Raw genomic sequence first — 25,600 nt, forward strand, 5'->3', positions numbered from 1 at the left:
CATATGACGCTTGCGCGTCTGACGATTGGCGTGCGACGTGCCGGCCCCCTTTTTTTTTGTGTGTGGCGCGCTGGCTGCGCCGCGAAAAGGGGAGCATCAACGTGAAAATACGCAACATTCGGGGCCTGCTGGCGGCGGTCGCGTCTGCCGCGCTGCTGTGGCCTTTATCGGGCCATGCCGCCGGTGGCGGCGACGCTCCGGCCGCGCTCGATAACGCGACCTGCCTGAAGTGCCACCAGAGCGGAAAACCGGAGATCCAGGTCGAGGATGCCGAGGGCGAGAAGGTCGCCCTGCCGGCCGTCGATACCGCCAAGCTTGCGAAGGGCGTGCACGCGAAGCTCGACTGTGTGGCCTGTCACACCGACATCGTCGACGCGAAGGAAAAGCACGAGAAGGCGGCCAGTTCCGCGAAGCCCGACTGTGCCGGCTGCCACGAGAAGCTGTGGGACGAGGCGAAGAAGAACAACCAGGCCGCGAGCAAGGAGCGCCTGGGCATCGTCGTCGAGAATATCGCCGCCTACAAGGAGTCCTTCCACGCCCGCCCGGACGCGGATAATCCGGACCGGCCAAAGGCCTATTGCAACCAGTGCCACGCGACGCACGACTTCGCCGTGCCGCCGGCCGGGACGCCCGAGCGCGAAAAATGGCGCATGACGATCCCGGAGACCTGCGGTGCCGCCTGCCACGAGGATCAGCTCGACGACTTCAAGAGCTCCGTGCATGGCAAGCTGATCGAGAAGGGCGACCCGAAGGGGGCGGTATGTACCGACTGCCACACGACGCACGAGATCCGCAATTCGTCGTCCGAGGCGTTCAAGCTCAAGAACGTGCTCGCCTGCGGCGACTGCCACACGGAAGAGCTGCACAGCTATCGCGATACCTACCACGGGCAGGTTAACCGTCTCGGCTTCGTGTATACCGCCAAGTGCGCAGACTGCCACGGCAGCCACGGCATCAAGGCGGGCGACGATCCGAAGTCGCGCGTGCATCCGGACAACCGCCTGAAGACCTGCCAGAAGTGCCATGACGACAAGAAGCCGGGCATGGTCAAGGCGACGGCCGGCTTCGTGACCTTCGGCCCGCACGCCAACACGCACGATTTCGAGAAGTATCCGAAGATGTGGATCGCCGGGACGTTCATGACGGCGCTGCTGATCGGCGTGTTTGCCTTCTTCTGGCTGCACAGCGGCCTGTGGTACTACCGCGAGTGGCAGGAGCGCAAGGAACGCAAGACCGTGCCGCACGTTCGTACGGGCGAGCTGGGCATCCATGAAGGCAAGCATTTCGTACGCTTCGCCCGGGGCTGGCGCATTGCGCACCTCGCGTTCGCGCTGGTGACGATGACCCTGGTGCTGACCGGCACGACGGTGATGTTCGCCGACAGCGCGTGGGCGCCCACGGTTGCCGCGGCGCTGGGCGGGCCGAAGGTGATGGGCATCATCCACCGCGTTGCCGCCTCGCTCTTCGTCGGCATCTTCCTCATCCACTTCGTGTACGTGATGTCGCGCCTGCTGCGTGATCGCAACTTCCGCTGGTTCGGGCCGGATTCGCTGATCCCGAACTGGAAGGACCTCGCCGATTGCTGGGGCATGTTCAAGTGGTTCTTCGGGAAGGGGCCGCGGCCGAAGTTCGATCGCTGGACCTACTTCGAGAAGTTCGACTACTGGGCGGTGTTCTGGGGTGTGAACATCATCGGCTGGAGCGGCCTGATGCTGGCCTTCCCGCACGTGACGGCAAGCTTCCTGCCGGGCTGGGTGTTCAACGTCGGCACGCTGGTGCATGGCGAGGAAGCCTTCCTTGCGGCGGTGTTCCTCTTCACGGTGCACTTCTTCAACAACCACTTCCGTCCCGACAAGCTGCCGCCGCCGGACGTGGTGATGTTCACCGGCACGCAGTCGCTGGAAGAGTTCAGCCGCGAGCATCCCGCGCACTACCAGCGCCTGGTGGAATCCGGCGAGCTGGAGAAGTACCTGGTCGATGCGCCGTCGCGCCAGCTGCATGTCGGCTCGGTGATCCTCGGCCTGACCCTGATCACCGTCGGCCTCGTGCTGCTGGTGCTGGTGGTGACGGGTTTCTTCAGCTGATCGCAGCCTGAAGCAGTAACGCAAAAGGGGAGGGCGACCTCCCCTTTTTTTCGTCTACGGCCCGGCACGCAAGGTGCCGCAGCGCGGCGTCCGGGCCGTTGCGGCGGTGTTACGGCCGACTGCAACAATTCACTACATTTCACAAACAGTTGCGCAAACATGGCTTGCGAGACTGCACGCATGGAAGAGCGCGAGCGGCCGCCACAAGGCTGCCGCCGACGCCGCGGCGCACACGATTGCGCCGGACCCCGGACCCGATAACGACAACCAGGCCGGGTGGAGACGCAGGATAAAAACCAAAGGAGGAGATGGTATGTCCGACAGACACGGGCAAACCGCGCATCCGGCCGCCCTGGATACCTTTCCGCGGCTGCTGATGCATCATGCGGCCGTGCGACCCGGCCGGCCGGCGATGCGCGAGAAGGAATTCGGCATCTGGCAGACCTACAGCTGGGCCGAAGTCGCGCGCAGCGTGCGCGCCATCGCCTGCGGCCTGGCGGAGCTGGGCTTCAAGCGCGGCGACCGGCTCGCGATCATCGGCGACAACCGCCCGCGCCTGTACTGGTCGGTTGCTGCCTGCCAATGTCTCGGCGGCATCCCGGTGATGCTGTATCAGGACGCGGTGGCCGCGGAGATGACCTACGTGCTGCAGGACGCCGAGATCCGCTTCGCGGTGGTCGAGGACCAGGAACAGGTCGACAAGATGCTCGAGATCCACCCCGAGGTGCCCTTCCTCGAGCATGTGATCTACGACGATCCGCGCGGCCTGCGCCACTACAGCCAGCCGATGCTGATCGGCCTCGACGAGCTGCAGGAGATGGGCGGTATCCATGATCGCAACCACACCGACTTCCTTGACGGGGAGATCGACAAGGGCGCGAGCGACGACATCTCGGTGATGTTGTACACCTCCGGCACGACCGGCAAGCCCAAGGGCGTGTGCCAGACCCATGCGGCCTTCATCGCCGCGGCGACCGGGGCGATGGGCTTCGACAAGCTCTCCGAGCAGGAGGATATCCTGTCCTACCTGCCGATGGCCTGGGTGGGCGACCACCTGTTTTCCTTCGCGCAGGCGATGGTCGCGGGCTTCACGATCAACTGCCCGGAGTCCGGCGATACCGTGATGACGGACCTGCGCGAGATCGGCCCGACCTACTACTTCGCTCCGCCGCGGGTGTTCGAGAACCTGCTGACGCAGGTGATGATCCGCATGGAGGACGCGAGCGCGCTGAAGCGCAAGCTCTTCGCACACTTCATGGAGGTCGCGCGTCGCTGCGGATCCGACATCCTGGACGGCAAGCCGGTGTCCGCGGGTGACCGCCTGCAGTACGCGCTGGGAAATCTGCTGATCTACGGCCCGCTGAAGAACGTGCTGGGCATGAGCCGTATCCGCGTGGCCTACACGGCGGGCGCGGCGATCGGGCCGGATCTCTTCCGCTTCTACCGTTCGATCGGCGTGAATCTCAAGCAGCTCTACGGCCAGACCGAGACCTGCGCCTACGTGTGCCTGCAGCCCGACGGCCAGATCAAGCTCGATTCGGTCGGCAAGCCTGCGCCCTTCGTCGATGTGAAGCTGGCCGACAACGGCGAGATCCTCGTAAAAGGGCCGATGCTGCTGAAGGCTTATTACAAGCGCGCCGATGCGACGGCCGAGTCGATCAACGCCGACGGCTACTTCATGACCGGCGATGCGGGTTACTTCGACGAGGACGGCCACCTCAAGATCATCGACCGCGCCAAGGACGTCGGCAAGCTCAAGGACGGCTCGATGTTCGCGCCGAACTACATCGAGAACAAGCTCAAGTTCTTCCAGCACGTGAAGGAGGCGGTCACCTTCGGCAATGGCCGCGATTGCGTCACCGCCTTCATCAACATCGACCTCGAGGCGGTCGGCAACTGGGCCGAGCGGCGCGGCCTGCCGTACTCGGGCTACACCGATCTCGCGTCGCAGCCGGCCGTGTATGAACTGATCCGCGACTGCGTCGAGAAGGTGAATGCCGACCTCGCGGCCGATCCGCAGATGAGCGGCTCGCAGGTCAAGCGTTTCCTGATCCTGCACAAGGAACTCGACGCCGATGACGGCGAGCTGACGCGCACGCGCAAGGTGCGCCGCAACTTCATCGCCGAGCGCTACGCGGAATTGATCGAGGCGCTGTTCGAGGGCAAGAAGACGCAGCACATCGACACCGTCGTGAAGTACGAGGACGGCCGCGAGGGCCGCATCAGCGCCGACCTGCGCATCGAGGAAACGAAGACCTTCGCGCCGCAGGCGTCGAAGCAGGCGGCGTGAGGGGGAGGGTGATGATGATGAACGACATGCCGCAGGCGGTGCAGGCGCAGGAGCAGGCTCAAGGCAACGGGCGCCGCATTGGCGACGTGGTCCTCGACCTGCAGAACATTTCGCTGTCCTTCGGCGGGGTGAAGGCGCTGACCAACATCAGCTTCAACGTGCGCGAGCACGAGATCCGCTCGATCATCGGCCCGAACGGTGCCGGCAAGAGTTCGATGCTGAACGTGATCAACGGCGTCTATCACCCGCAGGAGGGCCGCATCCTGTTCCGCGGCGAGGAGCGCCGCAAGATGGAGCCGCACAGGGCGGCCGCGCAGGGCATCGCGCGCACCTTCCAGAACATTGCGCTGTTCAAGGGCATGAGCGTGCTCGACAACATCATGACCGGGCGCAACCTGAAGATGAAGTCGGGTCTGCTCGCGAACGCGCTGTACTGGGGGCGTGCGCAGCGGGAGGAGATCGAGCACCGCGTGAAGGTCGAGGAGGTCATCGATTTCCTCGAGATCCAGGACATCCGCAAGACGCCGGTCGGCGCGCTGCCCTACGGCCTGCAGAAGCGCGTGGAACTGGGCCGGGCGCTTGCCGCCGAGCCCAGCCTGCTGCTCCTCGACGAGCCGATGGCCGGCATGAACGTCGAGGAAAAGCAGGACATGTGCCGCTTCATCCTCGACGTGAACGACCAGTTCGGCACGACCATCGTGCTGATCGAGCATGACATGGGGGTCGTGATGGACATCTCCGACCGCGTCGTGGTGCTCGACTACGGCAAGAAGATCGGCGACGGCGTGCCCGAAGAGGTGCGCGCCAACGAGGACGTCATCCGTGCCTATCTCGGCACGTCGCACTGAGCGGGAGCTTCACATGGGATTCTTTCTTGAAACCTTGTTCGGCGGCTTGATGGCCGGCATGTTGTATTCGCTGATCGCGCTGGGCTTCGTGCTGATCTACAAGGCCTCGGGCGTATTCAACTTCGCGCAGGGCGCGATGGTGCTGTTCGCAGCGCTGGCGATGGCGCGCTTCGCGGAGTGGATTCCGAAGTGGCTGGGTTTCGACAACCTGGTCGTTGCGAACCTGCTCGCGTTCGTCGTGGCGATGGCGCTGATGGTCGTGCTGGCGTGGCTGATCGAACGCCTGTGCCTGTCCAGGCTCGTGAACCAGGAAGGCATCACGCTGCTGATGGCAACACTGGGCATCAGCTACTTCCTCGACGGCCTGGGTCAGACGCTGTTCGGCAACGACATCTACAGCATCAACGTCGGCATGCCCAAGGATCCGGCAATGATCCTGGAAGGCACTTTCGAGGGCGGACTGCTGATCAGCAAGGAGGACCTCGTCGCCGCGCTCATCTCCGCCGCGCTGGTGCTGGCGCTGGCGCTGTTCTTCCAGAAAACCGCGACCGGCCGCGCGCTGCGTGCGGTGGCGGACGACCACCAGGCCGCCCAGTCGATCGGCATCCCGCTGAATCGCATCTGGGTGATCGTGTGGTCGGTCGCCGGCTTCGCCGCGCTGGTCGCCGGCATCATCTGGGGCTCCAAGCTGGGCGTGCAGTTCTCGCTCTCGCTGGTCGCGCTGAAGGCGTTGCCGGTGGTGATCCTGGGTGGGCTGACCTCGGTGCCCGGCGCGATCCTCGGCGGGCTGATCATCGGCGTCGGCGAGAAACTGTCCGAGATCTACCTCGGTTCCTTCTTCGGCGGCGGCATCGAGATCTGGTTCGCCTACGTGCTGGCGCTGGGCTTCCTGCTGGTGCGCCCGCAAGGCCTGTTCGGCGAAAAAATCATCGACCGCGTCTGACGCGGCTGCATATCCCGGGAGAGTTTCCACATGCTCTACAGAGAAAACGGCCAGTTCAAGACGAGCTACGCGGCCGACCAGCAGATCTTCCCGATCGCGCAGGACCGCATCGCGATCGGACTGGTGCTCCTCGTCGCCTTCGTCGTGATGCCGCTGGCCGGCTCGGAGTACCTGTTCCGCGCCGTGCTGATCCCGTTCATGATCCTCGCGCTCGCGGCGCTGGGACTCAACATCCTGGTCGGCTACTGCGGCCAGATCTCGCTCGGCACGGGCGCCTTCATGGCCGTCGGAGCCTACGCGGCGTACAACTTCCTGGTGCGCATCGACGGCATGCCGCTGATCGTCGCGATGCTGCTGGGCGGCCTCTCCGCGACCGTGGTGGGGGTTCTGTTCGGCATCCCCTCGCTGCGGATCAAGGGGCTGTACCTCGCGGTCGCGACGCTCGCGGCGCAGTTCTTCACCGACTGGGCCTTCCTGCGCGTGAGCTGGTTCACGAACAATTCGACCTCGGGCTCGGTCAGCGTTGCCGGCCTCAACGTGTTCGGCCTGCCGATCGAGTCGCCCGTCGCGAAGTATCTGTTCTGCCTCACGGTCGTGTGCGTGTTCGCGCTCGCCGCGAAGAACCTCACGCGCAGCGCGACCGGCCGTCAGTGGATGGCGATCCGCGACATGGACGTCGCCGCCGCGGTGATCGGCATCCGCCCGGTGTATGCCAAGCTGACCGCCTTCGCGGTGAGCTCCTTCATCGTCGGTGTCGCCGGCGTGCTGTGGGCCTTCGTGCATCTGGGCGCGTGGGAGCCGGCGGCGTTCAGCATCGACCGCTCCTTCCAACTCCTCTTCATGGTCATCATCGGCGGGCTGGGGTCGATCATGGGCGCCTTCTTCGGCGCGGCCTTCATCGTGGTCCTGCCCATCATCCTCGACCAGGTCCCGCACTGGTTCGGCATCCCGCTCTCCACGGCGACCACCTCGCACCTCGTGCACATGATCTTCGGGGCGCTGATCGTGTTCTTCCTCATCGCGGAGCCGCACGGGCTGGCGAAGTTGTGGAGCATCGGCAAGCAGAAGCTGCGCCTGTGGCCCTTCCCGCACTGACGCGGGGCGCCACCGGTTCAACGTAGTCGCGGTTCGGCAACAGAACGGCAGGCACGCCGAAAGTGCCAATCAAAATCAAGGAGGAGACACCATGAAACGCAAGGCTTTCGCGCTCGTCGCCGCACTGGCGGCATTCGGTGCAGGTACCCTGTCCGCCCCGGCGGCGGCACAGCAGGCCAACGAGCAGTTCTTCCCGCTGCTCGTGTATCGCACCGGCGCGTACGCTCCGAACGGCACCCCCTGGGCCAACGGCAAGCAGGACTACGTCAAGTACATCAACGCCACGGGCGGCATCAACGGCGTGAAGATCGCATGGGAGGAATGCGAGACCGGCTACGCGACCGACAAGGGCGTCGAGTGCTACGAGCGCCTGAAGAGCAAGAAATCCACCGTGATCGACCCGCAGGCCACCGGCATCACCTTTGCGCTCACCGACAAGGCACCGGTCGACAAGATCCCGTTGATCACGCTGGGCTACGGCCTTGCCGCTTCGCAGGACGGCGGCGTGTTCAAGTGGAACTTCCCGCTGATGGGCAGCTACTGGACCGCGGCCGACATCCTGATCCAGCATCTCGGCAAGAAGGAAGGCGGCCTCGACAAGCTCAAGGGCAAGAAGATCGCGCTGGTCTATCACGATTCGCCCTTCGGCAAGGAGCCGATCCCGCTGCTGCAGAAGCGCGCGCAGATGCACGGCTTCGAGCTCGTGCTGCTGCCGGTCACGGCGCCGGGCGTCGAGCAGAAGGCGACCTGGCTGCAGGTGCGCCAGCAGCGTCCGGACTACACGCTGCTGTGGGGCTGGGGCGTGATGAACTCGACGGCGCTCAAGGAAGCGGTCGCGACCGGCTATCCGCGCGAGAAGCTGTTCGGCGTGTGGTGGTCGGGTGCCGAGCCGGACGTCAAGGACGTCGGCGCCAACGCCAAGGGCTACAGCGCGCTGGCGCTGAATCCGCACGGCACGGACTCGCCGCTGATCAAGGACATCCTCAAGAAGGTGCATGACGCCGGCAACGGCAGCGGCCCGCGCGACGAAGTGGGCTCGGTGCTGTACATGCGCGGCCTGCTGATCCAGATGCTGGCGACCGAAGCCGTGCGCACCGCGCAGGAGAAGTTCGGCAAGGGCAAGGTCATGACCGGCGAGCAAGTGCGCTGGGGACTCGAGAACCTCAACGTCGACGAAAAGCGCATCGGCGAACTCGGGCTGGCCGGCCTGATCCGTCCGATCAAGACGAGCTGCACCGATCACATGGGCTCGTCCGCGGCGCGCATCCACTCGTGGGACGGCACCACGTGGAAGATGCAGGCGGATTGGTATGAAGCCGACAAGAGCGTCGTCGATCCGCTGGTCAAGGAAGCGGCCGACAAGTACGCGACCGACAAGCAGATCAAGCGTCGCGACGCGAGCGACTGCGCGGCCTGATCGCCGCAAGCGCGCGCGGCAGTCCGGCTGCGGCCGTCTGCAGCGCGCGGGCTTTCCGCCGAACCGGCCGTGCCTGGGCATGGCCGGAGCGAAAACCAGCTACCGGATGAACCGATGAATACGTCCAACCTCCTTCTCAATGTGAATGGCATCGAGGTGATCTACAACCACGTCGCGCTGGTGCTGAAGGGCGTGTCGCTGCAGGTGCCCGAAGGCCGCATCGTCGCGATCCTGGGCGGCAACGGCGCGGGCAAGACGACGACGCTGCGCGCGGTGTCGAATTTGCTCAAGGGCGAACGCGGCGAGGTCACGAAAGGCACGATCGAGCTCGACGGCGAGCGTGTCGAAAGCCTGTCGCCGTCCGACCTGGTGCGCCGCGGCGTCGTGCAGGTGATGGAGGGGCGGCACTGCTTCGCCCACCTGACGATCGAGGAAAACCTGCTCGCCGGCTCCTACACGCGCAAGGACAAGGGCGAGATCGCCGCCAACCTCGACAAGGTCTACACCTACTTCCCGCGCCTGAAAACGCGCCGCACCAGCCAGGCCGCGTACACCTCCGGCGGCGAACAGCAGATGTGCGCGATCGGCCGCGCGCTGATGTCGAACCCGCGCATGGTGCTGCTCGACGAGCCCTCGATGGGCCTCGCGCCGCAGATCGTCGAGGAGGTGTTCGAGATCGTGAAGGACCTCAACGTGAAGGAAAAGGTGAGCTTCCTGCTCGCCGAACAGAACACCATGGTCGCGCTGCGCTACTCGGACTTCGGCTACATCGTCGAGAACGGGCGCATCGTGATGGAGGGCGAAGCGAAGAGCCTTGCCGATAACGAGGACGTCAAGGAGTTCTACCTCGGGCTGTCGGGCGAGGGGCGGAAGAGCTTCCGCGACGTGAAGCATTACCGCAGGCGCAAACGCTGGTTGTCTTGAGGACGGGAGATCGCGGCGCGATGCGGTGGTGCTCGGGCGCTTGTGTGCAGCAGTACACGGCGCACCCTCGCACCGCGCTTTCCCGCCGCCGCGGCCAGGCAACGCGAGCAGGGGACACTGCTGAGGGACCGTTCGCGCCGAGCCTGTCGAAGGGCGGGAGCGTCGCAGGGCTTCGACAGGCTCAGCCCGAACGGTATTTGGCAGCCGGACCAATAGTGGTCCGGCGTGTGCAGGAATCTAGAGATGAACTACTACGACGCCAGAGAAACCCGTGACCCCGCCGAGCGCGAGCGGGAGCTGATGGCCCGCCTGCCGGCCCAGATCGCCCATGCGAAGGCGAATGCGCCGGCCTTTGCGGTGGTGCTGGAAGGCGTCGATGCGGCCACGGTCACGAGCCGCGAGGCGCTCGCGTGCCTGCCCGTCACGCGCAAATCGGAACTGCTTGAACGCCAGAAGGCCGCACGTCCGTTCGGCGGCTTTGCCGCGACGGCGTGGGGTGCCGACTGCCGCCGCGTATTCGCCTCACCCGGCCCGCTGTACGAGCCGGAAAGCGCGCGGCCGGACTACTACCGCCTCGCGCGCGCCTTTTTCGCGGCCGGCTTCCGCGAGGGCGACCTCGTCCATAACACCTTCTCGTACCACTTCACCCCGGCCGGCTCGATGATGGAGACCGCCGCGCACGCCCTCGGCTGCACGGTTTTTCCCGCGGGTGTCGGCCAGACCGAGCAGCAGGTTGCCGCAGTTGCCGACCTGCGGCCGAACGCCTATGTCGGCACGCCGTCCTTCCTGCGCATCATCCTCGACAAGGCCGGGGAGATGGGCATCGTCCCAAGTTTCACGAAGGCCTTCGTCTCCGGTGAAGCCTTCCCGCCCGCGCTGCGCGACGCGTTCGCCGCGCGCGGCATCGTGGCCTACCAGGCTTACGCGACCGCCGACATCGGCCTCATCGCCTACGAGACGCCGGCGCGCGAGGGCATGGTGCTCGACGAGGACGTCATCCTCGAGATCGTGCGTCCCGGCACCGGCGACCCGGTCGCTCCGGGCGAAGTCGGCGAGGTCGTCGTCACGACCTTCAACCCCGACTATCCGCTGATCCGCTTCGGCACCGGCGACCTCTCGGCACTGATGCCCGGCCCCTCGCCCTGCGGGCGCACGAACCTGCGCATCAAGGGCTGGATGGGGCGCGCGGATCAGACCACCAAGGTCAAGGGCATGTTCGTGCATCCCGGCCAGATCGCGGCGGTCGCGAAACGCCACCCGGAGATCGTGCGCGCGCGCCTCGTCGTCGACAACCCGGACCTCAACGACCGCATGACCCTGCACTGCGAGACGGTACACCCCGGCGAGATGCTGGCCGGCGCGATCGCGGCAAGCATCCGCGAGCTCACGAAGCTGCGCGGCGAAGTGAGCTTCTGCACGCCCGGCAGCCTCGCCAACGACGGCAAGGTCATCGACGACGTGCGCAAGTACGACTGATTGACGCGCGGGAATCGTTCCGGGATGTCGCGCCGCGCGGACGGTAGAATCGTGCGTCCCCACAATCCGATACCGAAAGCATGAGACAGAAGCCCCTCGCGAACCTGCGCGTCCTCGACCTCACGCGCCTCCTTCCCGGCCCCCTTGCGACCCAGCACCTTGCCGACTACGGCGCCGAGGTCATCAAGATCGAGGACACCGGTGCCGGCGACTACGCGCGCACGATGGGCGCGATGAACGGCGATACCAGCTATTTCTACCAGGTGTGCAACCGCGGCAAGAAGAGCGTGCGCCTGGACCTCAAACAGGCCGAAGGCCGCGAACTGTTCCTGCGCCTCGTAGACACCGCCGACGTGGTCGTCGAAGGTTTCCGCCCTGGCGTGATGGACAAGCTGGGCCTCGGCTACGACGCGCTGTCGGAACGGAATCCGAAGATCGTCGTATGCAGCATCTCCGGCTACGGCCAGACCGGCCCCTACGCGCTGCGCGCCGGCCATGACATCAACTACATCGGCTACGCCGGCGTGCTCGACCAGATCGGCGTGGCCGGGGCGGCGCCCGCGATGTCCAACCTGCAGATCGGCGATCTCCTCGGCGGCACGATGTCCGCGCTGTTCGGTCTCCTGGTTGCCGTGCTCGATGCGCGCGCGAGCGGACAGGGGCGGCACGTCGACGTCGCGATGACCGACGCCGCGCTGGCGCATGCGATCTTCCCGCTCGCCGAAGTGCTCGCGCACGGCGGCGTGAAGCCGCGCGGCGAGGACCTCCTGACCGGCGGGGTACCCTGCTACGGCGTGTACGAGACCGCCGACGGGCGCCACATGGCGGTCGGCTCGCTGGAGGAGAAGTTCTGGCACCTCGTGTGCGATACCCTCGGCCGCCCCGACCTCAAGCCCGTGCATCTCGCGACCGGCGACGAGGGCGCCCGCGCGCGCGCCGAGGTTGCGGCAATCTTCCGCAGCCGCACTCTGGCCGAATGGACGGCGATCTTCGACGGCGTCGACTGCTGCGTGACGCCCATCCTGCGCCTCGAGGAAAGCCTCGAGAATCCGCAGCTCCGCGCGCGCGGCATGGTCACCACAGTCGACGGCGTGCGCCAGTTCGGCCCTCCGGTGCGCCTGTCGGGCTTCGAGCCCGGCCCCTTCACGCCCGCGCCGCAGGCCGGTGGCGACAATGACGCGGTGCTGGAGTCGCTCGGTCTGGATGCCGCGGAGATTGCCCGCCTGCGCACGGCCGGCGTGATCTGAGCGGCAGCAGCAGGGGGTAGGGCGTAGAAGCCGCAGTCGCGGCACAGCCGGTCGCGCGTTAAGCTTCACCGATGCAAAGCCTGCTCCTCCTGCTTCCCGATTTCTCGCTGATCCTCCTCGGCACGGTCCTGCGCCGCCACCTCGTCGACGGTGAAGCCTTCTGGACCGGCGTCGAAAAGCTGGTCTACTTCGTGCTCTTCCCCGCGCTGCTGTTCAACGCGCTGGCGACCGCCGACATCGATCCCGGCCGCGCGCTGCCGCTCTTCCTCTCCGGCCTCGGCACGATGGTCGCGGGCTTCGCGCTCGGCTGGCTCGGGCGCGGCCTCATGGGGCTCGATGCGATGGGCTTCGCGTCGCGCCTGCAATGCGCCTATCGCTTCAATACCTACATCGGCATCGCGATCGCCGGCAAGCTGCACGGCGCTGCGGGCATCGCGCTGATGGGCGGTCTGTGCGGCGCGATGGTGCCGTTTGCGAACGTGATGGCGGTCGGCATGCTCGCGCGCCACGGGCAGGGCAGCCTGCTGCGCGAGCTGTCGCGCAACCCGTTGGTACTCGCGACGCTCGCCGGCCTGTTGTTCAATCTCGCCGGGTTCGATCTGCCCGGACCTCTGACGTCCTTCCTCAAGCGCCTCGGCGATGCCGCCGTGGCACTGGGGCTGCTTGCGGTCGGTGCCGCGCTGCGCTGGGAAATGGTGGGCGGACGCTGGACCGGCTCCGCGTGGATCGTTGCGGTGAAGCTGCTGTTCCTGCCTGCAGTGGCCTGGCAGATCGGTCGTGCGCTGGGAGTCGAAGGCGTCGCCTTCGATACGCTGGTGCTGTTCGCCGCGCTACCGAGCGCGAGTTCCGCCTACATCCTCGCGATGCGCATGGGGGGCGACGGCGCCGGCGTCGCGTGGCTGATCTCGGCGACCACGCTCCTCGCCGTTCCCTCGCTCACCTTCTGGCTGCATCTCCTGTAAGAGGCAGCACGGCGCACGGGGGGCGGCGCCTCGGCGTCCGCCCCTGGCCTGGCCTATTTCCTTTGCGCCGCAGGCTTGCGCGAACCAGCCGCTTGATCGGCGCCGGCCGCGGCAGGATTCGCTGCCCCCGCCTGTGCACCGGCCGCCTGGGCTCCGCTCATCGCGGCCCACGGCCACATCGCTGCCGACGCGAACGGATTGGCTTGCGCTTCGCCGGGTCCCTGGTTGCCCGACTCGCGCGCCTGATGGCTCATCGCCTGCACGGCCGCAATCGCCGCGCGCTGCACCTCCAGCCCCTGCGTCGTCATCTGCAGCATGCTGAGGTTCATCTTCAGCCAGTTCTCCACCGCCTTCAGGTCGGCGATACGCTTGTCGAGTTCACCCACGTCCAGCGTGGGTGTGATCATGCCGGGCAGGGAGAAACCCATGCTGTTCCACATGCCGCGCACGAATTCGAGCGGATCCTTCGCCGAGTTGTCATTCGTCATGTCTCTCCCCCTCGATTGAATACGCCTTCATAGTACTCCTCCCCCGTACGGATGGGACGAGCCCTGGTCCGACTGCGCCGCGACTAGTCGTGACGCCCGGGCAGCCGATTCAGCAAAGCCCGCAGGCGTGCGGGGCGCACCGGCTTGTGCAGCAGGGGCAGACCTTCCTCCTGTGCCTGACGCAGCGTGTCCGGCCCCGTATCGCCTGTTACCAGCACCGCCGGGATTTCGGTGCCCTTCCACGCACGCAGGCTGCGGATCACATCTATTCCATTGAAGCGGCCATCGAGCCGGAAGTCACTGATGATCAGTTCCGGGATGGACCCCTCCCGGTTCATCGCATCGACGAGCGATTCGGCGTCGCCGGCCGCCGCGACCTTGCAGCCCCACGACGTGAGCAGGCTCTGCATGCTGCCGCGCGCCAGCGGATCGTCGTCCACCAGTGCCACGTGCAAGCCGCCCAGATCGCCGGGATTGCGCCCGCTCTCGCTGCCCGCCGGGGCGGACTCAGGCTTTGCGAGCGGGACTTCGACCGCGAAAACCGAGCCCCGTCCCGGGCTGGAGCGCAGCGTCAGATGATGTCCGAGCAGCTCGGTCAGGCGCCGTACGATGGGCAGGCCGAGTCCCAGGCCCTTGTCGCGCGAACGCTCGGGGTTATGCAGCTGCACGAACTCCTGGAAGATCGCGTCGTGCGATTCCTCCGGAATGCCGACGCCGTTGTCGCGCACTTCGATGCGCAGCCGGTCGCCGCGTCTGCGGCACGCCACCAGCACCCGCCCCTTGCGCGTGTAGCGCACCGCGTTGCTCACGAGGTTGCTGAGGATGCGCTCGAACAACACGGGGTCGCTGCTGATCCACGCATCCGTCGGCCGTGCTTTCAGGTCGAGGTCGCGCGCGTCGGCCCCGGGGCGCTCGTCGGCCGCGATCCGGTCGAGCAGCGGCTGCAGCGGGAAGGGCCGGATATTGGGCTGCACCACGTTGGCATCGAGGCGCGAGATGTCCAGCAGGCTGTCAAGCAGATTCTCCATCGCCGCCGCCGAGGCGGCGATGCGCTCGACGAGCCGGTGCGCGTCGGGTGCGTGCTCGTGCTGCGCCAGCTCCGCGATGAAGAGGCCCAGCGCATGCATCGGCTGGCGCAGGTCATGGCTTGCCGCCGCCAGGAAGCGCGATTTCGACAGCGTCGCACGCTCGGCCTCGTCCTTGCTCGCGCGCAGCTCCGACGTTGCCGCGGCAATCTGGCGGCTCATGTCGTCATGTGCGCTCGCGAGTTGAGCCGCCATCTGGTTCACCCCGTCCGTCAGCGTGCGCAGCGTGCCGCCGCCGACGGGAGGGACGCGGGCCGAGAACTGTCCCCGGCCGATGCGCTCCACCGTCACCGCGACCTGGCGGATCGGGCCGGTCACACCCCGGCTCATGTAGTTTGCCAGCATCATGCTGCCCAGGAGCACGAGCACGATCGCAACGCTTCCGGTGAGCAGCAATTCGCGCTGGCGGTCGTCGAGACGTGCGCGCGACATATCGACGACGACCGCCCCCAGCATCGGCGGCGGAGCGGCTGCCAGCGCGTTGCCCGGCGAATGTCCGGACAGGTCGTCGTCGAGGTCGACCGTGCTCGGAACGACCGGTTCGATGATGCGCAGCGTCTTCGGCGTGTCGAGCAGGCGTCGTGAAGGTGTCAGCTGCGAGAGCACGGGCAGCGACTCGTCCAGGTATCCGCTGCGCGCCAGCGCTTCGCCGCCGCGGTCGACGATCAGCACGCCCGTCACGTCGTCCTCGGCAAGCATCGCCGTCGCCAGCCGCTGCAGCGTGTCGCGGTTGCCCGAAAACAGCGCGTACTCGCTCGCCGCCGCGAGCTGCCGCGCAAACGCCTGCCCGCGGGCGTGATACGCCTCCTCGTGGTCGGCGACGCGCGAGCGGGTGTAGAAGGCCGTGAGCACGATGGCCAGCACCAGCATCGGCAGCACGGCCACCAGCATCACCCGCGCGCGGACTCCCCAGGCGTCGATCATGGCTTCACCTCCGGACGCCCTTCGCGCTGGCGCAGGCGGGCGGCGATGTGCTCCGCGGAGTCCAGCTCGATCGCCAGCGAGCGTGCCACACTGGGATTCGTTGCGATCTCGAACTCGCGAGGCGCCTGCGGCGGGGGCAAGCCGCCCCCGGCGAGCACGCGGCGCACGGCATCGGCGGCCTGGCGGGCGATCTGTGCCGGAGTCGAATACAGCGCCAACAATGCCCCCGCCCGCACATAGGCGGGCGAGAATCCGACCAGCGGCGCGCGGCGTCGGTAGCTCGTCAGGAGCACGTTCTGGATCGTGTAGCTGTTGAACAGCACGCCGTCGGGCAAAGCCAGCAGTACCGCGGGGTCGGCCAGCAGGCGCTCCAGCGCGGGGTAGATCTCGTCCACGGTGGAGATCTTCTCGATGGTCGCCCGCAGTTGCTGTTCCCGCGCGACCGACGCCAACCGGCGCGCCAGATCCTCCGAGGCGGGACTCGCGAGCAGGGCCACGTTGGGCGTTTGCGGAAGGGCGATGCTCAGCAGCGCGATTTGGCGATGCACGGGCTGGTCGAGGAAGATCGCCGAATATCGGTCCGAATGCGGCCCGTACTGAAGGAGGTCGAACGCGTCGCGCGGGATCAGCGTGTGCAGCACGGGTGCCGCGGGCATGCGGACGCCGACGGCCTTGGCCGCCTGCGTGCCGATCGTGACGACGATGCGCGCATCGGCAAGCGCCCCGCGGTCGAGGTCGCGCAGGCCGAGGACCGCCACGTCACCATCGGGGACGCCCGGAGCCAGTGCATTGCGCAGTGCGACCAGGGTTTCTTCGTGGGCGCCGCTGCGCTCGCCCGTGACCACCACCACGCGCGAGCCCGCGAATGCGCGACCGCAGCAGACCGCAAGGACGGCAAGCGCGAGCAACAGGGTGCGCAGAAGGCGGCGGTCGAGCTGCAGCATCGGCGCTTCAGCGGCGCCGCCCCGCGCGCGTCGCGCGGAGTGGTCGGTTATCCGGAAGCGCAGGTGAACGACTGGTCCGGTCCCCTCGCGCGGATGTCGCGGCAGGCGTCGGCCAAAGCCGGGCCGGTTGCGGAACTCGTATGCTCATCGGGTGATGATAGTTTCGGTACGCCCGGCATGACAATGCGTGATGTCCGCGCGGCGGTCGTGATGATTGGTTGTCTGAATATAACAGGGTGATTTTCCCCGATATTTTTGCCCACAAGGGGGAAAATTGCTCCTGCCTTTTGAGACAGTTCCCGCATGCTATCCTCACGCCTTTGGAATTGCAGCATAGCGGAGCGCGTCGTGACCCGGATTCTCATCGTCGAAGATCATGCCCTTGTGCGTGAAGCCATGGCGCAGACCCTTGCTCGCCTCGAGCCGGGCGTCGAGTGCGTGGAGGCAAAGGGTTCCGAGGACGCGCTCGCCAAGCTGGAGGCCAGCCCCGACTGGGACCTCGCCGTGATCGACCTGATGCTGCCGGACCTGAACGGCTTTTCCCTGCTGGGCGTGCTCGCGAAGCGTTTCCCGGACGTCCCCACGATCGTCGTCTCCGCCCTCGACGACGCGGCGTCGATCCGGCGTGCGATGAAGGGCGGTGCCTCGGGCTTCGTGTCGAAGGCGGATTCGGGCGACACGCTACGCGCAGCCGTGCGTTGCGTGCTCGATGGCGGCGTGCATGCGCCCGATATCGCCAATGACCCGGCCGCCAAGCGCTCCGGCGCGCCCGTCAGCGAACGCTTCGGTCTCACCGCGGGGCAGACCCGCGTGCTGGAACTCCTCGCACAGGGGAAGACCAATCGCGAGATCGCCGACCTGCTCGGCCTGTCCGAAGGCACCGTGAAGGTGCACATGTCGGCGATCTTCCGCGCGCTCAACGTCAGCAGCCGCGCCCAGGCGCTGATCGTCATCGCCCGTCACGGCTCGCGGCTCTGATCCGCGGCCGGCGCAGCCCGGCAGCGCTAGCGGGTGCCGCAGCAAAGCTGCGTCAGTGGGGGCGCCGGTTCGCCTGCAGGCGCATTGGCATGTCGGCCGGCGACAGCCGGCCGCTCAGCTGCGGTTCGTCCTCGTCGTCCGCCGCTGCGGTCGATTCCGTATGCTCGATGTCCATGAGATCGAGAACCTGCCGCGCCAGCGCGCGGCAAGCGTTCGCCACTGCCGTCGGCAGGTGCTCCGGAATCTGCTTCTGCAGCAACAGCTTGGTGCCCGATAGCGCCAGCACCGGATTCAGGATGCGGTGGCGGTACGCCCCCATCAACTGCGCGACGCTGCGATCGACCGCCTCGCGCTGCCATGCATTGGTCGGCCACTGCGTCGGCACCGCATAGGCGCGCGGAAACATCTCCAGATCGCGCACGACGGTGCGGATGTCCTCATGCGACTCGCGGAAGGGTAGCAGCACGATGTCCGACATCGCGTACAGCTTGCGGTCCATCTCCGTGCGGTTGCCGCCGCCGTCGATCACGCCCAGCCAGCCTTCGAGCGAACGCAGCTTGTCGACGACCTTGGTGAGTGCCTCGCGCGTGCGTGCATCGGCGGTGATGTAGCGGCGCCCCGCGGGACTCAGCGGTTCGCGCGACGTGTCGGTCAGCACGCAGGCGGCGCGGTGGCCCAACAGGCCCAGCCCCTGCGACAGCATGTGCGACAGGGTGGTCTTGCCCGTACCGCCCTTGTTACCGATCACACAGATGATTTCAGCCATGCCGGTGTTCCTCACTCGCGGCCCCCACGCCGCACGATTGCATTATCGGTTCGGGAGCTTGCGTGCAAGAGGCGAAAAAGCGCCCGGATAAGCCCGCTATTTCGACGCCCGCCCGTCCGTGACCCGATACACGTAGAGCCGTGTCGCCCGCCTGTCGCCGACCTCGACGACCCTGTCCGGTTTACGGCCGGGAATCGGAAAACTGTTGCTTACGACGAGCGCGCCGGGCGCGAGTTCCTGCAGCGCCTTGGCCCACACGCGCTCCATCGGCACCGGCGACAGGAAGGCATAGACGACGTTGTAGGGAGCCCACGATTCCGCGAAGAAGTCTCCGCGCCGCACAGTAATCTGCCGCCCCGCGCGGGGGGCGAGCAGGCGGCTCAGCAGCCACGGCGCGGGCGCGGCTTCCACGCCGTCGAAGCGGCAGTCCGGGCGCAGGCGCGCCAGCCCCCGCAGCAGCGACCCCGTGCCGCTGCCCAGGTCCAGTACCCGCACCGGGCGACCGGCCGGCAGCATGCCTGCCAGCGCGGCAATCGTCGCGCGGTTCGACAGGTAGAGCGGAACCTGCGTGCGAAAGCTCGTCCAATACACGACGAGCAGCAGCGCAAACGCGGCGAGATACCACGCCGGAGCGATGCCCGCCCGCCCGGCGACGACCAGCAACGGCGCGAACACCGCATGGATCGCCAGCCACCAGCGCGCGCTGCGCATCGCCGCCGCCGCAGCCGTCGCGCCCAGCGCCTGCATGCCGGCCAGCGGCCAGATGCCCGGCGGCAGCCATCCGGCGCCGGCGAACAGCAGGGCGCAGGCCCAGCCGGCAATCTGGGCGAACAGGGCTTTGAGCGCAGGCGGCATCCGGGGACGAGGAAGGGCAGGGGAGCGCGATCATACCGCGCCCCCGTGCCGGCGACCCGTCAGGCCGCCTCGGAAGCGCCCGCATGCCCCTCGCCGATGGGCTCGCGCCAGGCCGCCAGCAGTTCGGCCCGCCGCGTCGCCGCCTGCGCCATGTTGTGCGCCTTGATATGACCGTATCCGCGGATCTGCTCGGGCAGTTTCGCGATCTCGACCGCCGCCGGCAGGCGCAGGAAGGAGAGCGTCTCCAGCAACTCGATGATGTCGCGCTCGTACTGCGGGATCAGCGCCCGCTCGGCCCGCCGCTCCGCGCTGTAGCCGAAGACGTCCCACGCCGTGCCACGCACGCGCCGCAGCCGCGCGAGCCAGCGGAATGCCTTCAGCATGCGCGGGCCGTAGGCCTTCTTGCGCAGCTTTCCCGTGTTCGGATCCGGGCGCGCGAGCAGCGGCGGCGCGAGATGGAAACGCAGCTCGTAGTCCCCCTCGAAACTCGCCTCGACGCGCGCCCAGAAGGCCGGGTCGGTGTACAGCCGCGCGACCTCGTACTCGTCCTTGTAGGCCATCAGCTTGAAGAGGCCGCGTGCCACCGCCTCCGTCAGGCGCAGCGTTGCGCCGGTCCCGGCAACGCGCGTCTCCGCACCCCTGACCCGTTCGACCAGACGGCGATATCGCGCCGCGTAAGCCGCATCCTGGTATGCCGCCAGCGTCTCGTCGTGCATCGCGATCAGCCCGTCCAGCGTTTCCGTCCGGATCGGGACGACCTGCGCCGGTTCCAGCACCCGCGCGACCGCCTCGGGCTCGACCGCCGCACGCCGTCCCCATTCGAAGGCCTGGGTGTTCATCGCCACGGCCACCGCATTGAGCTCGATCGCCTTCAGCAGCGCCGCCCGTGTCACCGGCACCATGCCCTTCTGCCACGCGTAGCCGAGCAGGAAGGCGTTCGTCGCGATGGCGTCGCCCATCAGTGCCGTCGCTGTCCGCTGCGCATCGATGAAATCGGCCGCCTGCCGCTCCGGGCCATCGCCCACCGCCTCGCGGATCGCGCGCTCCATGCGCTCGACCGGAAAACTCCAGTCCGGATTGCGCGCGAATTCCGAGGTCGGCGTCTCCGCCATATTCACGATCGCGCGCGTGCGTCCCGCCGCCATCTTCGCCAGCGCCTCGACGCTCGCCGTGACGACGAGGTCGCCGCCGATCACCGCCTGTGCCTCGCCGGCCGCGATGCGCACCGCGTGCAGGTCGTCGGGCCGGTCGGCGACACGGATGTGGCTGAACACCGAGCCGCCCTTCTGCGCGAGCCCGGTCATGTCCAGCACCGTCACGCCCTTGCCGTCGATGTGCGCGCCCATCCCGATCAGTGCGCCGATCGTCACGACCCCCGATCCGCCCACGCCGGTCACGAGCATGCCGAAGGGCGCGGCCGTTCCCGGCAGCTCCGGTTCGGGCAGGGTGGCGATCCACGCATTGTCGGCCGCCTGCGCGCCGCCCCTGCGCAAACGTCCGCCCTCTATCGTGATGAAGCTCGGGCAGAAGCCCTTGAGGCACGAGTAATCCTTGTTGCATGCCGACTGGTCGATCTGGCGCTTGCGCCCGAACGGCGTCTCGACGGGCACCACCGCCATGCAGTTCGACTGCACGCCGCAGTCGCCACAGCCCTCGCACACCGCCTCGTTGATGAACACCCGCCGCGCCGGATCGGGGTAGGCGCCACGCTTCCTGCGCCGGCGCTTCTCGGCCGCGCAGGTCTGGTCGTAGATCAGCGCCGTGACGCCCGGCGACGCGCGCAGCTCGCGCTGCACCGCGTCCAGCTCGTCACGATGCCGCACCGGGACGTGCGGGATGTCCGACGGACCGTAATGGCGATCGGTGCCGTCGGTCACGACGACGATGTTGCTCACGCCCTCGGCCTGCAACTGGCGCACGATCTTCGGCACCGTCAGCCCGCCGTCCAGCGGCTGCCCGCCCGTCATCGCCACCGCGTCGTTGAACAGGATCTTGTAGGTGATGTTCACCCGCGCCGCGACCGCCTGGCGGATCGCCAGCAGGCCCGAGTGGAAGTAGGTGCCGTCGCCGAGGTTCGCGAACACATGCTGTTCGTGCGTGAACGGCGCCTGCCCGACCCATGGCACGCCCTCGCCGCCCATCTGCGTGAAGGCGCCGGTGCGCCGCTCCGGCATCCACGTCGCCATGTAGTGGCAGCCGATGCCGGCCACCGCGCGACTACCCTCGGGAACGTGCGTCGACGTATTGTGCGGACAGCCGGGGCAGAAGGTCGGCACGCGGTCGATCGCAAAGAAGCGCTCCGCCAGCGCCTTCTCCTTCTCCAGCAGGAAGGCGAGCCGCGCCTCGATGCGCGCCGACGTGAAGAAGCGCCCGACGCGCGCCGCGATCACCTGCGCAATCATCGCCGGCGTCAGCTCGCCCGCCGCCGGCAGCAGCCATTCGCCGTGATCCACGCCCCCGCCTGCCTGCGGGATCATCGCCCACTCGCCCTTCTCGTCGAACTTCCCGACCACGCGCGGGCGGACATCCTCACGCCAGTTGTACAGCTCCTCCTTCAGCTGGTACTCCAGCAGCTGGCGTTTCTCCTCGATCACGAGGATCTCGTCCAGCCCCGCCGCAAATTTGCGCACCCCCTCGGCCTCCAGCGGCCACACCATGCCTACCTTGAACAAGCGGATGCCGATCCCGGCCGCGAGCGCCTCGTCGATGCCCAGGTCGTCGAGGGCCTGGCGCACGTCGAGATAGGATTTGCCGCAGGTGATGATCCCCAGTCGCGGCCCCGGCGAATCGATCACGATGCGGTTGAGGCCGTTGGCACGGCAGTACGCCAGCGCCGCGTACAGCTTGTAGTGCAGCAGGCGCTTCTCCTGCACCAGCGGCGGATCGGGCCAGCGGATGTTGAGGCCGTCGGGCGGCAGCGCGAAGTCGGTCGGGATCACGACCCCCACGCGGAGCGGATCGACGTCCACCGACGCCGAGGTCTCCACCGTGTCCGCGAGCGCCTTGAATGCCACCCAGCAGCCCGAATAGCGTGACAGCGCGTAGCCATGCACGCCGAAGTCGATGTACTCCTGCACGCCTGCCGGCGCCAGCACCGGCATCATCATCGCCTTGAAGTAATGGTCGGTCTGATGCGGCAGCGTCGAAGACTTCGCCGCGTGGTCGTCTCCGGCCACCACCAGGACGCCGCCATGCGGCGAGGTCCCGGCCGCATTCGCGTGGCGGAACACGTCGCCGCTACGATCGACGCCCGGCCCCTTGCCGTACCACATCGCGAACACGCCGTCGTACTTCGCCTGCGGCGACAGGTTGACCTGCTGCGTGCCCCATACTGCGGTCGCCGCGAGATCCTCGTTTACGCCCGGCTGGAACACGATGTCGTGGCTGGAAAGATGCGTCTGCGCCTTCCACAGCGTCTGGTCCAGCCCGCCCAGCGGGGATCCGCGGTAGCCGGACACGAAGCCGGCCGTATTCAGCCCCGTCGCCCGGTCGCGCTCCTTCTGGATCATCAGCAGGCGCACCAGCGCCTGATACCCGGTGAGATACACGCGCCCCGATGTCTGCGTGTACTTGTCCTCGAGGCTGACCTTCCTCACCGGCGATGCATCGCTGCGGGGATCGGCTTCGGCCATGGCGACTCCTTGCGCAAGAACTGCGTTTCCGGACCACCGCGCGGACAAGTCCCCGCGATCCGGGCCAGCCTAGCCCCACGCGTCGGGCATCGCAATGGGGGGGCGTTCAGCCCGCGCGAACGACCTTGCCCGGATTCATCAGGTTGTGCGGATCCAGCGACAACTTCAGCGCCCGCATCGCGTCGACCGCGGCGTCACCGTGTTCGGCGACGAGGAAATCCTGCTTGCCGAAGCCGATCCCGTGTTCGCCCGTGCAGGTCCCGTCCATTGCCAGTGCCCGCTCGACGATCCTGCGGTTGAGCGCCTCCGCGCGCGCAATCTCGTCGGCACTGTCCGGATCGACCAGGATCACCGTATGGAAGTTGCCGTCGCCGACATGGCCGACGATGGGCGCGATGAATCCGCTTGCAGCGATGTCCTCGCGCGCCCCGGCGATGCAGTCCGCGAGGCGTGAAATCGGCACGCACACGTCGGTGGTGACGCCGCGGCAGCCCGGCCGCAGATTGATCGACGCGAAATACACGTCATGGCGCGCCGCCCACAGCCGGCTGCGATCCTCGGGGCGCGTCGCCCATTCGAAATCCTTGCCGCCATTCTCGCGCGCGATCTCCTGCACGGTCTGCGCCTGTTCCTCGACGCCCGCCGCCGAGCCGTGGAACTCGAAGAACAGCATCGGTGCCTCGCGCAGGCTCGTCTTGCTGTAGCGGTTGATCGCCTGCACGGTCAGCGTGTCCAGCAGCTCGATGCGTGCCACCGGCACGCCGAGCTGGATCGTCTGGATCACCGTGCGCACCGCGTCGTCGACGTCCGGGAAGGCGCACACCGCCGCGGACACCGCCTCCGGCAGCGGGTGCAGCCGCACCGTCAGTTCGGTGACCAGCCCCAGCGTACCTTCCGAGCCCACCATCAGTGCGGTGAGATCGTAGCCCGCCGAGGATTTGCGCGCCCGTCCGCCGGTGCGGATCACGCGCCCGTCCGCGAGCACCACCTCCAGCGCCATCACGTTGTCGCGCATCGTCCCGTAGCGCACCGCATTCGTCCCCGAGGCGCGTGTCGAAGCCATCCCCCCGAGGCTCGCATCGGCCCCCGGATCGACCGGAAAGAACAGCCCCGTGCCGTGCAGCGCCGCGTTGAGCTGCTTGCGCGTGATCCCGGGCTGGATCACCGCATCCATGTCGTCGCCGTGAATCGCGAGCACCCTGTTCATCTGGGAGAAATCCACACTCAGGCCCCCATGCAGCGCGAGCACATGTCCCTCCAGCGAGCTGCCGACCCCGAACGGCACGATGGGTACGCGATGCGCGTGGCACGCACGTGCGATCTCCACTACCTCGCCGGTCGTGTGCGGCCACACGACCGCGTCCGGCAGCATGTCCGGGAAGTGCGATTCGTCATGCCCGTGATGCGCACGCACGGCCTCCGCCGTCGAAAAGCGCTCGCCGAAGCGCGCGCGCAGCGCATCGACAAAGCCGGCAGGAAGCGGCTCGCGCGAACCGGGGGCGGGGAGCGTCATTGCAGCGACTCCATGGGGAAAGGTGCGCCATCTTCCCCGATTTCCTTTCCGGTCGCACGACGCGCCGCCGCATCGCCGTCCTTGCCAAAGCGGGGAAAACTCGCCCGTCTGAAAAAAAGTTCGAATGATGTTTGACACGCGCAAAATGATCCCCTATAGTGCGCGTCTTCGTTTGGAGGGGTTCCCGAGCGGTCAAAGGGATCAGACTGTAAATCTGACGGCACTGCCTTCGAAGGTTCGAATCCTTCCCCCTCCACCAAGTTTCTGCGACCGGCTCGCTGTTCGAGCTGGTCTGGGTGTAAAGCGTTTCGTCTGCGTTGTATGCGGGTGTAGCTCAATGGTAGAGCAGAAGCCTTCCAAGCTTATGACGAGGGTTCGATTCCCTTCACCCGCTCCAGGCTTGGCGCGCTTAGGTTTTTACGGAGCCCATGTAGCTCAGTGGTAGAGCACTCCCTTGGTAAGGGAGAGGCCACGTGTTCAATCCACGTCATGGGCACCACGCTTTTTCGTGTTGTTGTGGTCGATCTGTTCGGTCCGGTTTTCTGAATCTGTCAAAGAGGTACTGGCATGGCTAAGGGTAAGTTTGAGCGGACGAAACCGCACGTAAACGTTGGGACGATCGGCCACGTTGACCATGGCAAGACGACCCTGACCGCAGCGATCACGACGATTCTGTCGTCGAAGTTCGGCGGCGAGGCGAAGGCCTACGACCAGATCGACGCGGCGCCGGAAGAGAAGGCGCGCGGCATCACGATCAACACCGCGCACGTCGAATACGAAACCGCGACCCGTCACTACGCGCACGTCGACTGCCCGGGTCACGCCGACTACGTCAAGAACATGATCACCGGTGCGGCGCAGATGGACGGCGCGATCCTGGTCGTGTCGGCCGCCGACGGCCCGATGCCGCAGACTCGCGAGCACATCCTGCTGGCGCGTCAGGTCGGTGTTCCGTACATCATCGTCTTCATGAACAAGTGCGACATGGTCGACGACGCCGAGCTGCTCGAGCTCGTCGAGATGGAAGTGCGCGAACTGCTGTCGAAGTACGACTTCCCGGGCGACGACATTCCCATCGTCAAGGGTTCGGCGCTGAAGGCGATCGAAGGCGACAAGGGCGAGCTCGGCG

The 25,600-nt window shown here is 67.0% G+C and carries 19 protein-coding genes and 3 tRNA genes; 15 read left to right on the forward strand and 7 right to left on the reverse strand.

Going from position 1 to position 25,600, the window contains the following annotated elements:
• Positions 1 to 101: 101 nt before the first annotated feature.
• The 10 genes from BW991_RS19920 to BW991_RS19965 all read left to right on the forward strand — a co-directional run bounded on the left by BW991_RS19920 (position 102) and on the right by BW991_RS19965 (position 13,286).
• Positions 102 to 2,084, forward strand: coding sequence for a cytochrome C (locus BW991_RS19920; protein ID WP_076603887.1), 1,983 nt, complete (start codon positions 102 to 104; stop codon positions 2,082 to 2,084).
• 313 nt (positions 2,085 to 2,397) lie between these two features.
• The gene (locus BW991_RS19925; RefSeq protein ID WP_076603865.1) at positions 2,398 to 4,374 is read left to right on the forward strand and encodes an AMP-dependent synthetase/ligase; all 1,977 of its coding nucleotides are present in this window, start codon (positions 2,398 to 2,400) and stop codon (positions 4,372 to 4,374) included.
• A gap of 11 nt (positions 4,375 to 4,385) precedes the next feature.
• Positions 4,386 to 5,222, forward strand: coding sequence for an ABC transporter ATP-binding protein (locus BW991_RS19930; protein WP_076603866.1), 837 nt, complete (start codon positions 4,386 to 4,388; stop codon positions 5,220 to 5,222).
• A 13-nt stretch (positions 5,223 to 5,235) separates the two neighbouring features.
• The gene (locus tag BW991_RS19935; protein WP_076603867.1) at positions 5,236 to 6,165 is read left to right on the forward strand and encodes a branched-chain amino acid ABC transporter permease; all 930 of its coding nucleotides are present in this window, start codon (positions 5,236 to 5,238) and stop codon (positions 6,163 to 6,165) included.
• A 30-nt stretch (positions 6,166 to 6,195) separates the two neighbouring features.
• Positions 6,196 to 7,260, forward strand: a complete 1,065-nt coding sequence (locus BW991_RS19940) for a branched-chain amino acid ABC transporter permease (RefSeq protein WP_076603868.1) — start codon at positions 6,196 to 6,198, stop codon at positions 7,258 to 7,260.
• Between the two features lie 91 nt (positions 7,261 to 7,351).
• A complete protein-coding gene (locus tag BW991_RS19945) occupies positions 7,352 to 8,677 on the forward strand; it encodes an ABC transporter substrate-binding protein (protein ID WP_076603869.1) in 1,326 nt (441 codons plus the stop codon).
• Between the two features lie 114 nt (positions 8,678 to 8,791).
• Positions 8,792 to 9,601: an ABC transporter ATP-binding protein gene (locus tag BW991_RS19950; RefSeq protein WP_076603870.1), complete on the forward strand. Its 810-nt coding sequence runs from the start codon at positions 8,792 to 8,794 to the stop codon at positions 9,599 to 9,601.
• Positions 9,602 to 9,844: 243 nt separating this feature from the next.
• Positions 9,845 to 11,077, forward strand: a complete 1,233-nt coding sequence (locus BW991_RS19955) for a phenylacetate--CoA ligase family protein (protein WP_076603871.1) — start codon at positions 9,845 to 9,847, stop codon at positions 11,075 to 11,077.
• Positions 11,078 to 11,157: 80 nt separating this feature from the next.
• Positions 11,158 to 12,324, forward strand: a complete 1,167-nt coding sequence (locus BW991_RS19960) for a CaiB/BaiF CoA transferase family protein (protein WP_076603872.1) — start codon at positions 11,158 to 11,160, stop codon at positions 12,322 to 12,324.
• Positions 12,325 to 12,395: 71 nt separating this feature from the next.
• Positions 12,396 to 13,286, forward strand: a complete 891-nt coding sequence (locus BW991_RS19965) for an AEC family transporter (RefSeq protein WP_076603873.1) — start codon at positions 12,396 to 12,398, stop codon at positions 13,284 to 13,286.
• Between the two features lie 53 nt (positions 13,287 to 13,339).
• Here BW991_RS19965 and BW991_RS19970 read toward each other — a convergent pair whose 3' ends face one another.
• The 3 genes from BW991_RS19970 to BW991_RS19980 form a co-directional block, all read right to left on the reverse strand.
• Positions 13,340 to 13,774: a PhaM family polyhydroxyalkanoate granule multifunctional regulatory protein gene (locus tag BW991_RS19970; RefSeq protein WP_076603874.1), complete on the reverse strand. Its 435-nt coding sequence runs from the start codon at positions 13,772 to 13,774 to the stop codon at positions 13,340 to 13,342.
• An 83-nt stretch (positions 13,775 to 13,857) separates the two neighbouring features.
• Positions 13,858 to 15,783, reverse strand: coding sequence for a hybrid sensor histidine kinase/response regulator (locus tag BW991_RS19975; RefSeq protein WP_076603875.1), 1,926 nt, complete (start codon positions 15,781 to 15,783; stop codon positions 13,858 to 13,860).
• On the reverse strand, positions 15,780 to 16,727 hold the full coding sequence (locus BW991_RS19980; protein ID WP_076603876.1) for an ABC transporter substrate-binding protein: 948 nt from the start codon (positions 16,725 to 16,727) through the stop codon (positions 15,780 to 15,782). Before BW991_RS19980 ends, BW991_RS19975 begins: the two co-directional genes overlap by 4 nt.
• Before the next feature lie 348 nt (positions 16,728 to 17,075).
• Between BW991_RS19980 and BW991_RS19985 the strand changes: the two genes are divergently transcribed.
• Complete coding sequence (locus tag BW991_RS19985) at positions 17,076 to 17,705, forward strand: response regulator transcription factor (protein WP_076603877.1); 630 nt, start codon at positions 17,076 to 17,078, stop codon at positions 17,703 to 17,705.
• Between the two features lie 52 nt (positions 17,706 to 17,757).
• Here BW991_RS19985 and BW991_RS19990 read toward each other — a convergent pair whose 3' ends face one another.
• The 4 genes from BW991_RS19990 to BW991_RS20005 form a co-directional block, all read right to left on the reverse strand.
• Positions 17,758 to 18,471 (reverse strand): P-loop NTPase family protein, encoded by a 714-nt coding sequence (locus BW991_RS19990; protein WP_076603878.1) that lies wholly within the window; start codon positions 18,469 to 18,471, stop codon positions 17,758 to 17,760.
• A gap of 96 nt (positions 18,472 to 18,567) precedes the next feature.
• Positions 18,568 to 19,326, reverse strand: a complete 759-nt coding sequence (locus BW991_RS19995; RefSeq protein WP_076603879.1) for a class I SAM-dependent methyltransferase — start codon at positions 19,324 to 19,326, stop codon at positions 18,568 to 18,570.
• Between the two features lie 59 nt (positions 19,327 to 19,385).
• Positions 19,386 to 22,958 carry an indolepyruvate ferredoxin oxidoreductase family protein gene (locus tag BW991_RS20000; protein ID WP_076603880.1) on the reverse strand — a complete coding sequence of 1,191 codons (3,573 nt, stop codon included), beginning with the start codon at positions 22,956 to 22,958 and terminating at the stop codon, positions 19,386 to 19,388.
• Between the two features lie 106 nt (positions 22,959 to 23,064).
• A complete protein-coding gene (locus tag BW991_RS20005; protein WP_076603881.1) occupies positions 23,065 to 24,471 on the reverse strand; it encodes an FAD-binding oxidoreductase in 1,407 nt (468 codons plus the stop codon).
• A gap of 174 nt (positions 24,472 to 24,645) precedes the next feature.
• Here BW991_RS20005 and BW991_RS20010 point away from each other — a divergent pair.
• The 4 genes from BW991_RS20010 to BW991_RS20025 all read left to right on the forward strand — a co-directional run.
• A tRNA-Tyr gene (locus BW991_RS20010) sits at positions 24,646 to 24,730 on the forward strand.
• A 64-nt stretch (positions 24,731 to 24,794) separates the two neighbouring features.
• Positions 24,795 to 24,868: transfer RNA gene (locus tag BW991_RS20015), tRNA-Gly, on the forward strand.
• 27 nt (positions 24,869 to 24,895) lie between these two features.
• Positions 24,896 to 24,970: transfer RNA gene (locus BW991_RS20020), tRNA-Thr, on the forward strand.
• 68 nt (positions 24,971 to 25,038) lie between these two features.
• The coding region (locus BW991_RS20025; protein ID WP_139335966.1) for a GTP-binding protein at positions 25,039 to 25,600 on the forward strand (562 nt) is incomplete at its 3' end.

Source organism: Aromatoleum tolulyticum (assembly GCF_900156155.1).
Taxonomy (GTDB): domain Bacteria; phylum Pseudomonadota; class Gammaproteobacteria; order Burkholderiales; family Rhodocyclaceae; genus Aromatoleum; species Aromatoleum tolulyticum.

Excerpts from the sequence above, each read along its gene's own strand:
- BW991_RS19990 (WP_076603878.1), bottom strand. The coding sequence starts at position 18,471 with ATGGCTGAAATCATCTGTGTGATCGGTAACAAGGGCGGTACGGGCAAG.
- BW991_RS19955 (WP_076603871.1), top strand. The coding sequence starts at position 9,845 with ATGAACTACTACGACGCCAGAGAAACCCGTGACCCCGCCGAGCGCGAG.
- BW991_RS20005 (WP_076603881.1), bottom strand. The coding sequence starts at position 24,471 with ATGACGCTCCCCGCCCCCGGTTCGCGCGAGCCGCTTCCTGCCGGCTTT.
- BW991_RS19970 (WP_076603874.1), bottom strand. The coding sequence starts at position 13,774 with ATGACGAATGACAACTCGGCGAAGGATCCGCTCGAATTCGTGCGCGGC.
- BW991_RS19945 (WP_076603869.1), top strand. The coding sequence starts at position 7,352 with ATGAAACGCAAGGCTTTCGCGCTCGTCGCCGCACTGGCGGCATTCGGT.
- BW991_RS19975 (WP_076603875.1), bottom strand. The coding sequence starts at position 15,783 with ATGATCGACGCCTGGGGAGTCCGCGCGCGGGTGATGCTGGTGGCCGTG.
- BW991_RS19940 (WP_076603868.1), top strand. The coding sequence starts at position 6,196 with ATGCTCTACAGAGAAAACGGCCAGTTCAAGACGAGCTACGCGGCCGAC.
- BW991_RS19995 (WP_076603879.1), bottom strand. The coding sequence starts at position 19,326 with ATGCCGCCTGCGCTCAAAGCCCTGTTCGCCCAGATTGCCGGCTGGGCC.
- BW991_RS19930 (WP_076603866.1), top strand. The coding sequence starts at position 4,386 with ATGATGATGAACGACATGCCGCAGGCGGTGCAGGCGCAGGAGCAGGCT.
- BW991_RS19965 (WP_076603873.1), top strand. The coding sequence starts at position 12,396 with ATGCAAAGCCTGCTCCTCCTGCTTCCCGATTTCTCGCTGATCCTCCTC.
- BW991_RS20000 (WP_076603880.1), bottom strand. The coding sequence starts at position 22,958 with ATGGCCGAAGCCGATCCCCGCAGCGATGCATCGCCGGTGAGGAAGGTC.
- BW991_RS19925 (WP_076603865.1), top strand. The coding sequence starts at position 2,398 with ATGTCCGACAGACACGGGCAAACCGCGCATCCGGCCGCCCTGGATACC.
- BW991_RS19950 (WP_076603870.1), top strand. The coding sequence starts at position 8,792 with ATGAATACGTCCAACCTCCTTCTCAATGTGAATGGCATCGAGGTGATC.
- BW991_RS19960 (WP_076603872.1), top strand. The coding sequence starts at position 11,158 with ATGAGACAGAAGCCCCTCGCGAACCTGCGCGTCCTCGACCTCACGCGC.
- BW991_RS19935 (WP_076603867.1), top strand. The coding sequence starts at position 5,236 with ATGGGATTCTTTCTTGAAACCTTGTTCGGCGGCTTGATGGCCGGCATG.
- BW991_RS19980 (WP_076603876.1), bottom strand. The coding sequence starts at position 16,727 with ATGCTGCAGCTCGACCGCCGCCTTCTGCGCACCCTGTTGCTCGCGCTT.